This window comes from Pantoea sp. AG702, from assembly GCF_003182295.1.
In the GTDB taxonomy this organism is placed as follows: domain Bacteria; phylum Pseudomonadota; class Gammaproteobacteria; order Enterobacterales; family Enterobacteriaceae; genus Pantoea; species Pantoea ananatis.
The window spans coordinates 14,524-26,318 of the sequence record NZ_QGTU01000014.1 but is presented as its reverse complement, the minus strand read 5'-3'; the positions used below and the strand labels follow the sequence as shown (position 1 = coordinate 26,318).

At 51.4% G+C, this 11,795-nt stretch carries 16 protein-coding genes; 6 read left to right on the top strand and 10 right to left on the bottom strand.

Annotated features, from left to right (window positions below; translation table 11 throughout):
* Positions 1 to 417: 417 nt before the first annotated feature.
* Positions 418 to 984, top strand: a complete 567-nt coding sequence (locus tag DFO57_RS22295; RefSeq protein ID WP_014604879.1) for a gamma carbonic anhydrase family protein — start codon at positions 418 to 420, stop codon at positions 982 to 984.
* On the opposite strand, the gene DFO57_RS22290 is transcribed toward DFO57_RS22295, so the two are convergent.
* From DFO57_RS22290 to dprA, 6 genes are read right to left on the bottom strand one after another with little or no spacing between them, the layout of a single operon-like run.
* Positions 939 to 1,196 carry a DUF1488 domain-containing protein gene (locus DFO57_RS22290; RefSeq protein WP_014604878.1) on the bottom strand — a complete coding sequence of 86 codons (258 nt, stop codon included), beginning with the start codon at positions 1,194 to 1,196 and terminating at the stop codon, positions 939 to 941. The genes DFO57_RS22295 and DFO57_RS22290 overlap by 46 nt on opposite strands.
* Positions 1,193 to 2,011 carry a shikimate dehydrogenase gene (aroE, locus tag DFO57_RS22285; protein ID WP_014604877.1) on the bottom strand — a complete coding sequence of 273 codons (819 nt, stop codon included), beginning with the start codon at positions 2,009 to 2,011 and terminating at the stop codon, positions 1,193 to 1,195. Before aroE ends, DFO57_RS22290 begins: the two co-directional genes overlap by 4 nt.
* Positions 2,012 to 2,014: 3 nt before the next feature.
* The gene (gene tsaC / locus DFO57_RS22280) at positions 2,015 to 2,587 is read right to left on the bottom strand and encodes an L-threonylcarbamoyladenylate synthase type 1 TsaC (RefSeq protein ID WP_014594749.1); all 573 of its coding nucleotides are present in this window, start codon (positions 2,585 to 2,587) and stop codon (positions 2,015 to 2,017) included.
* A gap of 9 nt (positions 2,588 to 2,596) precedes the next feature.
* Positions 2,597 to 3,142, bottom strand: a complete 546-nt coding sequence (locus DFO57_RS22275; RefSeq protein ID WP_014594750.1) for a type I DNA topoisomerase — start codon at positions 3,140 to 3,142, stop codon at positions 2,597 to 2,599.
* Between the two features lie 22 nt (positions 3,143 to 3,164).
* On the bottom strand, positions 3,165 to 3,638 hold the full coding sequence (gene smg, locus DFO57_RS22270; RefSeq protein ID WP_013027451.1) for a DUF494 family protein Smg: 474 nt from the start codon (positions 3,636 to 3,638) through the stop codon (positions 3,165 to 3,167).
* Complete coding sequence (gene dprA / locus DFO57_RS22265; RefSeq protein WP_015699401.1) at positions 3,610 to 4,734, bottom strand: DNA-protecting protein DprA; 1,125 nt, start codon at positions 4,732 to 4,734, stop codon at positions 3,610 to 3,612. The genes smg and dprA overlap by 29 nt, the downstream gene beginning before the upstream one ends.
* A 117-nt stretch (positions 4,735 to 4,851) precedes the next feature.
* Here dprA and def point away from each other — a divergent pair, with 117 nt between their 5' ends.
* The 5 genes from def (at position 4,852) to mscL (ending at position 9,590) form a co-directional block, all read left to right on the top strand.
* Positions 4,852 to 5,364, top strand: a complete 513-nt coding sequence (gene def / locus DFO57_RS22260; RefSeq protein WP_013027453.1) for a peptide deformylase — start codon at positions 4,852 to 4,854, stop codon at positions 5,362 to 5,364.
* A 20-nt stretch (positions 5,365 to 5,384) separates the two neighbouring features.
* Positions 5,385 to 6,329 carry a methionyl-tRNA formyltransferase gene (gene fmt, locus DFO57_RS22255; protein ID WP_110016030.1) on the top strand — a complete coding sequence of 315 codons (945 nt, stop codon included), beginning with the start codon at positions 5,385 to 5,387 and terminating at the stop codon, positions 6,327 to 6,329.
* A 47-nt stretch (positions 6,330 to 6,376) separates the two neighbouring features.
* Complete coding sequence (gene rsmB, locus DFO57_RS22250) at positions 6,377 to 7,678, top strand: 16S rRNA (cytosine(967)-C(5))-methyltransferase RsmB (RefSeq protein WP_110016028.1); 1,302 nt, start codon at positions 6,377 to 6,379, stop codon at positions 7,676 to 7,678.
* Between the two features lie 17 nt (positions 7,679 to 7,695).
* Positions 7,696 to 9,072, top strand: a complete 1,377-nt coding sequence (trkA, locus tag DFO57_RS22245) for a Trk system potassium transporter TrkA (RefSeq protein WP_013027456.1) — start codon at positions 7,696 to 7,698, stop codon at positions 9,070 to 9,072.
* Positions 9,073 to 9,179: 107 nt separating this feature from the next.
* The gene (gene mscL / locus DFO57_RS22240; protein WP_013027457.1) at positions 9,180 to 9,590 is read left to right on the top strand and encodes a large-conductance mechanosensitive channel protein MscL; all 411 of its coding nucleotides are present in this window, start codon (positions 9,180 to 9,182) and stop codon (positions 9,588 to 9,590) included.
* On the opposite strand, the gene DFO57_RS22235 is transcribed toward mscL, so the two are convergent.
* The 4 genes from DFO57_RS22235 to rpoA all read right to left on the bottom strand — a co-directional run bounded on the left by DFO57_RS22235 (position 9,565) and on the right by rpoA (position 11,789).
* The gene (locus DFO57_RS22235; protein ID WP_029569220.1) at positions 9,565 to 9,825 is read right to left on the bottom strand and encodes an alternative ribosome-rescue factor A; all 261 of its coding nucleotides are present in this window, start codon (positions 9,823 to 9,825) and stop codon (positions 9,565 to 9,567) included. The two genes, mscL and DFO57_RS22235, sit on opposite strands and share 26 nt — an antisense overlap.
* Positions 9,826 to 9,910: 85 nt before the next feature.
* Positions 9,911 to 10,279 (bottom strand): DnaJ family domain-containing protein, encoded by a 369-nt coding sequence (locus DFO57_RS22230; RefSeq protein ID WP_110016026.1) that lies wholly within the window; start codon positions 10,277 to 10,279, stop codon positions 9,911 to 9,913.
* A gap of 93 nt (positions 10,280 to 10,372) precedes the next feature.
* Positions 10,373 to 10,759: a 50S ribosomal protein L17 gene (gene rplQ, locus DFO57_RS22225; protein ID WP_003850180.1), complete on the bottom strand. Its 387-nt coding sequence runs from the start codon at positions 10,757 to 10,759 to the stop codon at positions 10,373 to 10,375.
* 40 nt (positions 10,760 to 10,799) lie between these two features.
* Positions 10,800 to 11,789, bottom strand: coding sequence for a DNA-directed RNA polymerase subunit alpha (rpoA, locus tag DFO57_RS22220; protein WP_007891688.1), 990 nt, complete (start codon positions 11,787 to 11,789; stop codon positions 10,800 to 10,802).
* Positions 11,790 to 11,795: the final 6 nt, after the last annotated feature.

Here is an 11,795-nt window from a genome sequence, read left to right as displayed (position 1 = left end):
TCGTGAGGCTTTGATATTTTTTACGTCCGGAGACGCTGATATCAATCCTGCGAGTGCCCACACAGATTGTCTGATAAATTGTTAAAGAGCAGTGCGAGCAGCGGGTTAACCGTCTGTCGCGAGGTGGCGTATATTACGCTTTCCTCCTTCAGAGTCAACCTCTTTTTCAGAAGTTTTTCTCCGGCGGTTCAGTTGCCTGACCCTCTCAACACCGCATTCCGTAAGCCGTTGTGCCGTGTCGATGGAGGCGCATTATAGGGATCCGATTTAATTGCACAACCCTTTTTTTGGATCTTTTTACTGACTGCCGAGAAAACATTCATATTGATTAGATCACCAACGATCCGGCGCAAAATCCCCTTGCCAGTTGGTCACAATCGCATCAGGCTGCCGGTAAACACAGTAAAGGAGAGCACAATGACTGTAGCGTTACGTCCTTATAAACATCTCTTCCCGCAGTTGGGTCTGCGCGTCATGGTTGATCCCACCAGCGTTGTGGCGGGTGACGTAATCATGGAAGACGATGTCGGTATCTGGCCTCTGGTGGCTATTCGTGGTGATGTGAACCAGGTTCGCATCGGCGCCCGCACCAATATTCAGGATGGTAGCGTGCTGCATGTTACCCATAAGTCTGATGCTAATCCTGCAGGTTTCCCACTGGTGATCGGTGAGGATGTTACTGTCGGACATAAAGCCATGCTGCACGGTTGTACTATTGGCAATCGCGTACTGGTTGGAATGGGGTCAATTGTGCTGGATGGCGTGATTGTTGAGGATGACGTTCTGATTGGTGCCGGGAGCCTGGTTCCTCCCGGTAAGCGGCTGGAAAGTGGTTATCTTTATGTAGGCAGTCCGGTCAAACAGATCCGACCGCTGAATGAAAAAGAAATAGCAGGATTGCTCTACTCTGCCAGCAACTATGTCAGTTGGAAGAACGACTACCTGGCCGGCGACAGCCAGATCCATCCTTCATTATCGACCTGATCGTTACGGATACAGTCTTCCGCCTGATCTTCCAAATCCCAGCGATGGTCACGAAACAGTGCCATCGCATCCCCTTCCCCGAATTGTTGGTGTAAAGCCGTCACACTGATGGCACAGGTTAGCCCCATGCCATTGACCAAAACAGGGAAACAGACAGCCATTAATGTCGTATCCAGCGTTTCACGATCTGGAAACTGGATAGCCTGATTCACGACGACAGCTCCGCTTTCAATGACGCGATCACCGGCGCAATTTCCGGCATGATGCCATGCCATAAATGAAATGCATGCGCGGCTTGCCCCACCAGCATGCCTAATCCATCCGCAAGATGCGATGAACCCTGTTGTTGGCACCAGCGCAGAAAAGCGGTTAATCCGTTCTGATAAAACATGTCATAGCAGTGTAAATCAGCATGGATTAATGATGAGGGTAATGGCGGCACATCGCCATTAATGCCACTCGATGTCGCGTTAATCAGTAAATCAAATTGTTTACCACTCAGCGCATTAAATGAACATGCACTCACCGCCCCATACTGTCCGAACGCCTTTGCCATGCTTTGGGCACTCGCAGCCGTGCGGTTGACTAGCGTAATCGTCGTTCCCAGAGAAAGCAGAGGCAGGATCACGCCACGCGCTGCCCCACCAGCCCCCATCAGTAAGACACGATCGCCTGGTTTGATCATCGACAGACGCTGAAGATCGCTGACTAAACCAATGCCGTCCGTATTGTCGCCAAGAATCTGTCCGTCCGGGCACTTTTTCAACGTGTTAACCGCCCCCGAGGTAGAAGCCCGCTCGGTCAGTTGATCGGCATATTCCCAGGCCTGCTGCTTGAAAGGTAACGTGATATTTGCGCCCGCTCCGCCTTGGGCAAAAAACGTCGTAACCGCCTCGGGGAAACTATCCACAGGCGCTTCAATACGATCATATTGAAGGGTGATCCCCGTTTGTCTGGCAAAAGCCTGATGGATTTGCGGCGACTTACTGTGGCTTATTGGGTGACCAAAAACGGCAAAATGTATCATCTGCTAACCCTGCCGTATCTGGTTGCCGCTGATGACGTCGCGGATCTCGGAAGGATTTAACCTGCCTCCCGTGTTCCCGTTGAGCACGGGGAACGCCGGACCAAACTGCCGTTTGACTTCATCTACTGTGCGACAGGGCGGCTGCCCTGAAAGATTCGCACTGGTTGACACCAGAGGCTTGCCAAACGCCCGGCACAACGCCTGAACGTCAGGATGATCGCTGACGCGAATAGCCAGAGAATCGAATTGTCCGGTTAACCAACGCGGCGTATGCGGTGCCGCAGGCACGACAAAGGTGACCGGGCCGGGCCAGCAGGCAAACATACGTTCACGCTGCATCGCCGTTAACACGTGATCGGAAACGTAGGGCATGAGCTGGCCATAATCAGCCGCTATCAGAATCAATCCTTTTTCCACGGGCCGCCGTTTCAACGCCAACAGCGCCATGACGGCGGATTCATTATCAGGATCGCAGCCCAGGCCGAATACCGCTTCTGTAGGGTAAGCAATGACTGCATGTTGCTTCAGATGGTTCACACAATCCTGGAGTGAGCCGGAAACTGGTTGATTTTGCATGATGATGTCTTACGTCTCTTCAATGATAGCTTTGCCACAACGTTTACTGGCGCAAAAAAGCCGGGTGCCTTGCGTGGTCTTTTTTTCAACTAAAAGTGGAAATTCACAATGCGGACAACGCCCGGCCACGGGTGTCAGGTTGACGGCAAACTGGCAGGCTGGATAGCGATCACAGGAATGAAACGTTTTACCAAAACGCGATCGCCGCTGTACCAGTTTACCCTGCTGACACTGCGGGCAATCGAGAGTCGTCTCATCAGGTTTATCGATCGTTTCTGTGTAATCACATTCTGGATAATGGCTACAGCCAATGAACATACCAAAACGGCCCTGGCGTAATACTTTATCTGCGCCACATTGCGGGCAGGCGTGACCTTCCAGAACTTTCACAACATGCCCGTCGGCCTGGTTGCCCAGGGGCCGAATGTAATCGCAGGCAGGGTAGTTTGCACAGCCCAAAAAAGGACCGTGTTTTCCTGAACGTATAACAAGTTCTGCCCCGCAAGCGGGGCAGGGATCCTGTTTACGCACAGTGAAGAGTGCGGTTTTACTCATAACGATAATGCATCAGTGAAATTTAATGCAGCATACCTTCGTTGACGTCGAATAACAGTTCTTCCATTTGTTGGTAGGCATTTTCACATCCAGGGATGTTAAAAAGCACCATCAACACCACCCATTTAAGATCCTCAAGATCGAAATCAAGAGTATCAAGCGCCATGACACGTTCAATGACCATTTCTCGTGTTTCAAGGCTCAATACCTGAATTTGTTCCAGGAAGAGCAGGAAACCGCGGCTTTCGGCATCTAAACGCTTGCTCTCTTCATCTGTATAGATGCGCATGGAGAGCGGATCATTTGCCAGTAAAATTGGTGCGACCAGACCTTCCTGGTAGTCTGCCAATTTTTCTAACCAGTTCAACGCGTTATAAATGTCTTCGCGATGAAAACCGGCATCCGTCAAGTCATCTGTCAATCTGTCCTGATCAACACCCATTTCTGCTTCGTTGTGGATATAGGTCTCAAACAAGTACATGAGTACGTCGAACATGGCATGCCCTCCTCAATCGGACATAGCCGCCGGGTACAGCTGCGATCCATCCTGCTAACTCCAGTTCCAGCAACTGAGCTGTAATAACTGGCACAGGTTGGCCGGCACGTTCAGCGACAACGTCAACAGGTGTAACCTCATCACCTACGTTAGCCAACAGCTCGGCAAATGGCAATGGAGCATCGTCACTGGCATCAGAATAAATTTCGTCTGATTGTGTAACAGGTAACCAGTTAAGCATAGCGCGTAAATCTTCAATGATGTTATTAGGATGTGCCACCAGCATTGCTCCTTGCTGAATCAACCAGTTTGTTCCCTCACTGCCGCTGTTGCCCAATGCTCCAGGCAAGGCATAAACAGCGCGATTTTGCTCTAATGCGTAACGGGCTGTGACTAATGAACCACTCTTTAATGACGCTTCAATGACTAACACACCCTGGCTTAATCCGCTGATAATCCGGTTTCTGCGTGGAAACCGGTGTGCCAGAGGAAGTGCATCAAGCGGAAACTCCGATATCACCGCGCCCCCCTGCTCGACAATTTCCTGAGCCAGCGCAACATGCCTCCTGGGATAGAGGTGGGCCAGTCCGCTGCCCAGTACCGCAACGGTTTTCCCCCTCACGTTCAGCGCAGCACGATGTGCAACACCATCAATACCGAGAGCCAGGCCGCTGGTGATGGTGAAGCCACTGAGCGACAACGCCTGTGTGAACACGTCACACCAGTAACGACCGGAGTGAGAGCACTGGCGGCTGCCCACCACCGCCAGCTGCGATGTACCCAGAACGGAAGGATCGCCCTTTACATACAGCAAAGGAGGAAAACAGCTGATTTCAGTGAGCTGAGCGGGATAAAGCGGATCAAGGGCGGTAATCAAATGATGTAACGGGCTTTGCGACAGCCACGTGTTTACCGTTTTCAGCCAACCCGGGGAGAGATGATGGTAATGGTGGCGCTGTGAAACCTCTAATCCATTCTGGGTCAACACATCGTCAACATCTTTGCCTTCAGACAGTTGCTGTGCCGCCTTTAACCAACGCCTGCCGGTTAAGCCCGGTATAGTGCCCAGCCGCAGTAATTGCTCCCGTTTTCTCATCTTCAAAGCCCTCTGACAAGCATCGCGTCCCTCCGCAGAATGCTGTCAATCGGGTAGTAAAAAGTCTACAATATGAGGAAGTAATCTTTCCCTTTTAGAATTTATATCTGGATATTTATGTCAGTTTTACAGGTATTACATTTCCCTGACGAGCGCCTGCGCAAAATTGCCGCGCCTGTTAAAGAAGTTAACGCGGACGTTCAGCGTATCGTCGATGATATGTTCGAAACCATGTATTCCGAAGAAGGTATCGGCCTTGCCGCGACGCAGGTGGATATTCATCAGCGCATCATTGTGATTGATGTCTCTGAAAACCGCGACGAACGCCTGGTCTTAATCAATCCTGAGCTGCTGGAAAAGAGCGGTGAAACGGGTATCGAAGAAGGTTGCCTGTCTATTCCTGAGCAACGTGCCTTTGTGCCTCGTGCCGAGCGGGTAAAAGTCCGTGCACTGGACCGCGAGGGTAAAAGCTTCGAACTTGAAACCGGTGATCTTCTTGCTATCTGCATCCAGCACGAAATCGACCATCTCGATGGTAAGCTGTTCATCGATTATCTTTCGCCTTTAAAGCGTCAGCGCATTAAAACAAAGTTAGAAAAGCTGGCGCGTCAAAATGCTCAGGCTTCCTGAGATCGGAATAAGGGATAAACGTGTCTGCTCCGCTTAAAATTATCTTTGCTGGCACGCCAGACTTTGCAGCGCGTCATCTTGACGCGCTGCTTGCTTCTGAGCATCAGATTGTCGGCGTCTTCACCCAGCCGGATCGTCCTGCAGGTCGCGGCAATAAGTTGACCGCCAGCCCGGTCAAGTCATTGGCCCAGGCTCACAACATTCCGGTATTTCAACCCCAATCCCTGCGCCCGGCAGAAAACCAACAGTTGGTTGCAGACTTACAGGCTGACGTCATGATTGTCGTCGCTTATGGGCTCATCCTGCCAAAAACCGTGCTTGAGATGCCCCGTTTGGGTTGTATCAACGTGCACGGTTCCCTGTTACCACGCTGGCGTGGCGCCGCGCCTATTCAGCGCGCACTCTGGGCGGGTGACAGCGAAACCGGCGTGACCATTATGCAGATGGATGTCGGGCTGGATACGGGTGACATGTTGTTAAAACTCGCCTGTCCGATTAGCGCTGAAGACACCAGCGCAACGCTTTACGATAAGCTGGCAGATCTGGGTCCGGCAGGGTTGTTGACCACATTATCTCAGTTACGTGACGGTAAGGCGCAGGCCGTTCAGCAGGATGAAAGTCTGGCTAACTACGCAGAAAAACTGAGCAAAGAAGAGGCGCGCCTTAACTGGACGTTGCCGGCTGAACAGCTGGAACGCTGCATTCGTGCTTTTAATCCCTGGCCGATAAGCTTCTTTATGGTGAATGACCAGTCGGTGAAAGTCTGGCAAGCCAGTGTCTTACCTCATGTCAACAAGCAGCCGGGAGAGATTATCCAGGCTGACAAACACGGCATTCACATTGCCACTGCCGACGGCGTGCTGAATTTACTTCAGCTTCAACCCGCCGGTAAAAAAACGATGTCAGCACAGGACCTGCTTAACTCGCGTCGCGAATGGTTTGAAACCGGCACGCTTCTGGACTGACCCTCAGGCCCGGCAAAACCGGGCCTTTTGCTTGATGGCACTATCTTATGACTAAATCAACCAATCTTCGTAGCCTGTCTGCTCAACTGATCGAGCGCGTTGTCGATAAAGGCGAATCACTCAATACCGCCTTGCCCGCGGCACAGAAAAAACTCTCAGATAAAGATGCAGCCCTGGTACAAGAGATCTGCTTTGGTGTACTGCGCACGTTACCGCAGCTGGAAGCGCTGATCGGCAAACTGATGGAACGTCCCTTAACGGGTAAGCAGCGTACGCTGCATTTCCTGATTATGGTGGGCTTATATCAGCTACTTTATACACGCGTGCCCGCTCATGCAGCATTAGCGGAGACAGTGGCCGGGGCGGAGGTGCTGAAACGCGCAAACCTGAAAGGATTAATCAATGGCGTCTTGCGCCAGTTCCAGCGTCAGCAGGAAGCACTTCTTGCCAGTATTCAGGATGGTCCTCAGCGTCATCTTCATCCGGGCTGGTTACTGAACCGGCTTCAGCAGGCATGGCCAGAGCAGTGGCAGCAAATTGTTGAGGCAAACAACCAGCGACCACCGATGTGGTTGCGTGTTAATCGCCAGCATCATTCACGGGACAGCTGGCTGGCGCGCCTCATCGCAGAGGAGAAGAGTGCTGCTGTCGCCCAAGATGCGCCAGAAGCGCTGCGTCTTACGGCGCCTGCACCGGTTACTCTGCTGCCTGGCTTTGAGCAAGGCTGGTTTACGGTACAGGATCTCTCCGCTCAACGCTGTGCGCTTCTGCTTGAGCCAAAAAACGGTGAGCAGATTCTGGATCTCTGCGCGGCGCCGGGAGGGAAAACGACCCACATTCTGGAGATTGCTCCCGAGGCACAGGTGCTTGCTGTCGATGTTGATGCCCAACGACTGAAACGCGTGAATGAAAATCTGACTCGTCTGGGGATGACCGCCGAGGTAAAACAGGGAGATGGGCGCACGCCGCAGCAGTGGTGCGACCAACGTCAGTTTGACCGCATTTTGCTGGATGCGCCCTGCTCAGCGACCGGCGTTATCCGCCGGCATCCCGACATTAAGTGGTTACGTCGCGATCGCGACATTGCCGAGCTGGCCGCATTACAACGTGAAATTCTGGATGCGACCTGGCCGCTGCTCAAACCCGGCGGTACGATGATCTATGCAACCTGCTCTGTCTTACCGGACGAGAACCAGCGGCAAATCAGCGAGTTCATCGAGCGTCACGCTGATGCGGAAGCGGTCTCATTATCCGGCGCGCCCCTGAACGGTTGGCAGGTCTTTCCAGAGGCAGAAGGCGGAGATGGTTTTTTCTACGCTAAGCTGGTGAAACGCACGGGTCCACTCTGAAAAGGCATTGATAAGCGATGAAAATCATAATTCTTGGTGCTGGTCAGGTCGGCGGCACACTGGCAGAAAATCTGGTTGGTGAAAATAACGATATTACCGTTGTGGATACAGACTCAACTCGGTTACGCCAACTGCAGGACAAATTTGATTTACGTGTCGTGCAGGGCCATGGTTCTCACCCACGTATTCTCCGTGAGGCCGGTGCAGAGGATGCCGATATGCTGGTTGCCGTGACCAGCTCGGATGAAACCAATATGATTGCCTGCCAAATCGCTTATTCGCTTTTCAACACGCCAAATCGCATCGCCCGTATCCGTGCGGCGGACTATCTGCGCGACGCCGATAAACTGTTTATTCCTGAAGCCGTGCCCATCGATCATTTGATTTCGCCTGAGCAACTGGTCATCGACAACATATATCGTCTGATTCAGTATCCTGGTGCACTGCAGGTCGTTAACTTTGCCGAAGGTAAGGTCAGTCTTGCCGTTGTCAAAGCCTATTATGGCGGTCCGCTCGTAGGCAATCCGCTGTCGATCCTGCGGGACCATATGCCACATATCGATACGCGCGTGGCGGCAATCTTCCGTCAGGATCGCCCTATCCGTCCACAGGGATCCACCATTATTGAAGCAGGGGATGAGGTCTTTTTCATTGCCGCAAGCCAGCATATTCGTGCAGTCATGAGTGAAATGCAGCGGCTGGAAAAACCCTATAAACGCATCATGTTGGTGGGCGGCGGAAATATTGGTTTTGGCCTGGCGCAGCGGCTTGAGAAAAATTACAGCGTCAAACTCATTGAGCGTAATCCTCAGCGTGCTGCCGAGCTGGCAGAACAGTTACATGATACAGTGGTGTTCTATGGTGATGCGTCCGATCAGGAGCTGCTGGCGGAAGAGCACATCGAGCAGGTCGACTTATTCATTGCCGTCACCAACGATGACGAAGCGAATATTATGTCGGCCATGCTGGCTAAAAAAATGGGTGCCAAGAAAGTCATGGTGCTGATACAACGACGGGCTTACGTCGATCTGGTCCAGGGCAGCGTAATTGATATTGCCATTTCGCCACAGCAGGCCACGATTTCAGCCCTGTTAGGGCACGTGCGCAAAGCGGACATTGTAGGCGTTTCGTCTTTACGCCGCGGTATTGCCGAAGCCATTGAAGCTATTGCGCACGGTGATGAAACCACCTCACGCGTGGTAGGACGGTCAATTGATGATATCAAGCTTCCACCAGGCACATTGATTGGTGCGGTGGTTCGCGGCGATGATGTGATGATAGCGAATGACAACCTGCGTATTGAACAGGGCGACCACGTCGTCATGTTTTTAACGGATAAGAAATTTGTACCGGACGTCGAACGCCTTTTTCAGCCAAGTCCGTTCTTCCTCTAAAAAATTCAGGGCTGTGTCTGACATCATTCAGCAAATTGTTCGCAGCAATGGCAAATATGGCAAGCTTTGTTAAACTTTATGGCATTGGCTAAGGCAAGGAGAGAAGTATGAGTTTATTCAAAGAGTTTCGTGATTTTGCGATGCGCGGCAATGTGGTTGATCTGGCCGTCGGTGTCATCATTGGTGCGGCATTTGGTAAAATTGTTTCATCATTGGTGGCGAATATCATTATGCCACCTTTGGGTTTGCTGATTGGCGGCGTTGATTTCAAATCGTTTAGTTGGGTGCTTAAACCCGCCGTAGGTAATGCGCCCGCTGTCGTCATGGAATATGGTGTTTTCCTGCAAACCGTATTTGATTTCATCATTGTTGCTTTTGCTATCTTCATGGCAATCAAGTTGATGAACAAACTGTATAAAAAGAAAGAAGTGGAAAAACCGGCCCCCAAACCTTCAAACGAAGAACTGCTTCTGACCGAAATTCGCGACTTACTTAAACAACAAAACACAAAAATTTAAACGACGAAGCCGCTTTAACGCGGCTTTTTTGTGCCCGAAAAGCAGAAGGCCAGTGATAAACGGCTCGCTTATCACTGACCTCCCAGTCTTTTCCTTTTCCATGTTTTGCTTTACGTTTGAAACTGCCCTTCCCTTTTTGTTTCTGTTCGACCCGCTGTCTGAAGAGAGGATCGTGTAACAATGCCTGTAAGGCGTTATCCTGTATTTGCCCTTTCGTATGGCGATAACTGGACATAATTTCTCCGTGTTGTTGATAGAAATAAGGCTGTTAAAGATGCAGCAGCCACTATTATACGCGGATGCTGACGACATAAAACATGCTAATCTGGCGAAATTTTGCGCTTAATTGCGCGGCCATATTCGCCATCCAGAAAATCTGTGCTCATGCCGGCCTGACGAAGTTTAACCTTCAGCAGCAGCAGCCGTTGTGTCTGAATCAGTCGCTCAGGATCGTCAGGATCTAAATGGTGTAACAGATCGCTGACCTGCAGCGCTTCGCGCCGGAGTTCGAGCTCCGGGGGCAGGAAGCCTGCATTTTTTAACAGTCGAAATCCTGCACGCAGCTCAGGTGGAACCTGACTGTCGTCTTCAAGTTGCAGCGGCGCACCTTCACCCGGCAGGTTACTCAGCTCGCCTTTCTCCTGCGCCGCTTTGATATGCTGTTCAACAAGCTGATCAATAAACCACATTGTTCGCCTCCTTCATAACATGACAAGCGTAGCAGACGCGGAACTGCAGACAATAAAAAACCCGCCGAAGCGGGTTTTTCACGTTGCAACAGATTACTCTGCCGCAGCTTCTGCTTGAGCTTCTGGACGATCAACCAGCTCGATGTATGCCATCGGAGCGTTGTCACCAGCGCGGAAGCCACACTTCAGAATGCGAGTGTAACCACCTGCACGGCTCGCGAAACGCGGGCCTAACTCATTAAACAGTTTTGCCACGATCTCGTTATCACGAGTGCGGGCGAATGCCAGACGACGATTAGCTACGCTGTCGGTCTTGGCAAGAGTAATCAGCGGCTCAACTACGCGGCGCAACTCTTTGGCTTTCGGCAGAGTCGTCTTAATGATCTCATGACGAACCAGAGAGCCAGCCATGTTGCGGAACATAGCCTGACGATGGCTGCTGTTGCGGTTCAGTTGACGACCACTCTTACGATGGCGCATGACCTTATCCTTCTCAGTGAAACCTTAACCTGTGATCGGGTTATTCATCAGCAATGCTTGCCGGTGGCCAGTTTTCCAGGCGCATGCCCAGAGACAGACCACGTGAGGCCAGCACATCTTTAATCTCGGTAAGAGATTTTTTACCAAGGTTAGGCGTTTTAAGCAGCTCAACCTCAGTACGCTGTACCAGATCACCGATGTAGTGGATAGCTTCTGCCTTAAGGCAGTTAGCAGAGCGGACAGTCAATTCCAGATCGTCAACAGGGCGCAGCAGGATCGGATCGAATTCTGGTTTCTCTTCTTTCACTTCCGGCTGACGTACATCACGTAAGTCAACGAAAGCTTCCAGTTGTTCTGCCAGGATGGTTGCCGCACGACGAATCGCCTCTTCAGGATCGATTGTGCCGTTGGTTTCCATTTCGATGACCAGCTTGTCCAGGTCGGTGCGCTGCTCTACACGCGCTGCTTCAACATTGTAGGCGATACGGTCTACAGGGCTGTAGCAAGCGTCAACTAACAGACGGCCGATTGGGCGCTCATCTTCTTCCGAATGAATTCGGGCAGAAGCCGGCACATAACCACGACCACGCTGAACTTTGATACGCATGCTAATAGATGCATTTTCATCGGTCAGATGGCAGATCACATGCTGCGGCTTGACGATTTCGACATCACCATCATGGGTAATGTCGGCTGCAGTCACAGGGCCAATGCCAGATTTATTCAAGGTAAGAATAACTTCATCTTTGCCCTGAACTCTTACCGCCAAACCTTTAAGGTTGAGCAGGATTTCCAGGATATCTTCCTGTACACCCTCTTTGGTGCTGTACTCATGCAGTACACCATCAATTTCAACCTCGGTCACCGCGCAACCCGGCATTGATGAAAGCAGAATACGGCGCAGCGCGTTACCAAGAGTATGGCCAAAGCCACGCTCTAAAGGCTCAAGGGTCACCTTGGCGTGCGTCGAACTCACTTGCTCGATATCTACCAGGCGCGGTTTTAGAAACTCTGTCACAGAACCCTGCATTGTGTC

Excerpts from the sequence above, each read along its gene's own strand:
- DFO57_RS22295 (WP_014604879.1), top strand. The coding sequence starts at position 418 with ATGACTGTAGCGTTACGTCCTTATAAACATCTCTTCCCGCAGTTGGGT.
- aroE (WP_014604877.1), bottom strand. The coding sequence starts at position 2,011 with ATGATACATTTTGCCGTTTTTGGTCACCCAATAAGCCACAGTAAGTCG.
- tsaC (WP_014594749.1), bottom strand. The coding sequence starts at position 2,587 with ATGCAAAATCAACCAGTTTCCGGCTCACTCCAGGATTGTGTGAACCAT.
- DFO57_RS22275 (WP_014594750.1), bottom strand. The coding sequence starts at position 3,142 with ATGAGTAAAACCGCACTCTTCACTGTGCGTAAACAGGATCCCTGCCCC.
- smg (WP_013027451.1), bottom strand. The coding sequence starts at position 3,638 with ATGTTCGACGTACTCATGTACTTGTTTGAGACCTATATCCACAACGAA.
- dprA (WP_015699401.1), bottom strand. The coding sequence starts at position 4,734 with ATGAGAAAACGGGAGCAATTACTGCGGCTGGGCACTATACCGGGCTTA.
- def (WP_013027453.1), top strand. The coding sequence starts at position 4,852 with ATGTCAGTTTTACAGGTATTACATTTCCCTGACGAGCGCCTGCGCAAA.
- rsmB (WP_110016028.1), top strand. The coding sequence starts at position 6,377 with ATGACTAAATCAACCAATCTTCGTAGCCTGTCTGCTCAACTGATCGAG.
- trkA (WP_013027456.1), top strand. The coding sequence starts at position 7,696 with ATGAAAATCATAATTCTTGGTGCTGGTCAGGTCGGCGGCACACTGGCA.
- mscL (WP_013027457.1), top strand. The coding sequence starts at position 9,180 with ATGAGTTTATTCAAAGAGTTTCGTGATTTTGCGATGCGCGGCAATGTG.
- DFO57_RS22235 (WP_029569220.1), bottom strand. The coding sequence starts at position 9,825 with ATGTCCAGTTATCGCCATACGAAAGGGCAAATACAGGATAACGCCTTA.
- DFO57_RS22230 (WP_110016026.1), bottom strand. The coding sequence starts at position 10,279 with ATGTGGTTTATTGATCAGCTTGTTGAACAGCATATCAAAGCGGCGCAG.
- rplQ (WP_003850180.1), bottom strand. The coding sequence starts at position 10,759 with ATGCGCCATCGTAAGAGTGGTCGTCAACTGAACCGCAACAGCAGCCAT.
- rpoA (WP_007891688.1), bottom strand. The coding sequence starts at position 11,789 with ATGCAGGGTTCTGTGACAGAGTTTCTAAAACCGCGCCTGGTAGATATC.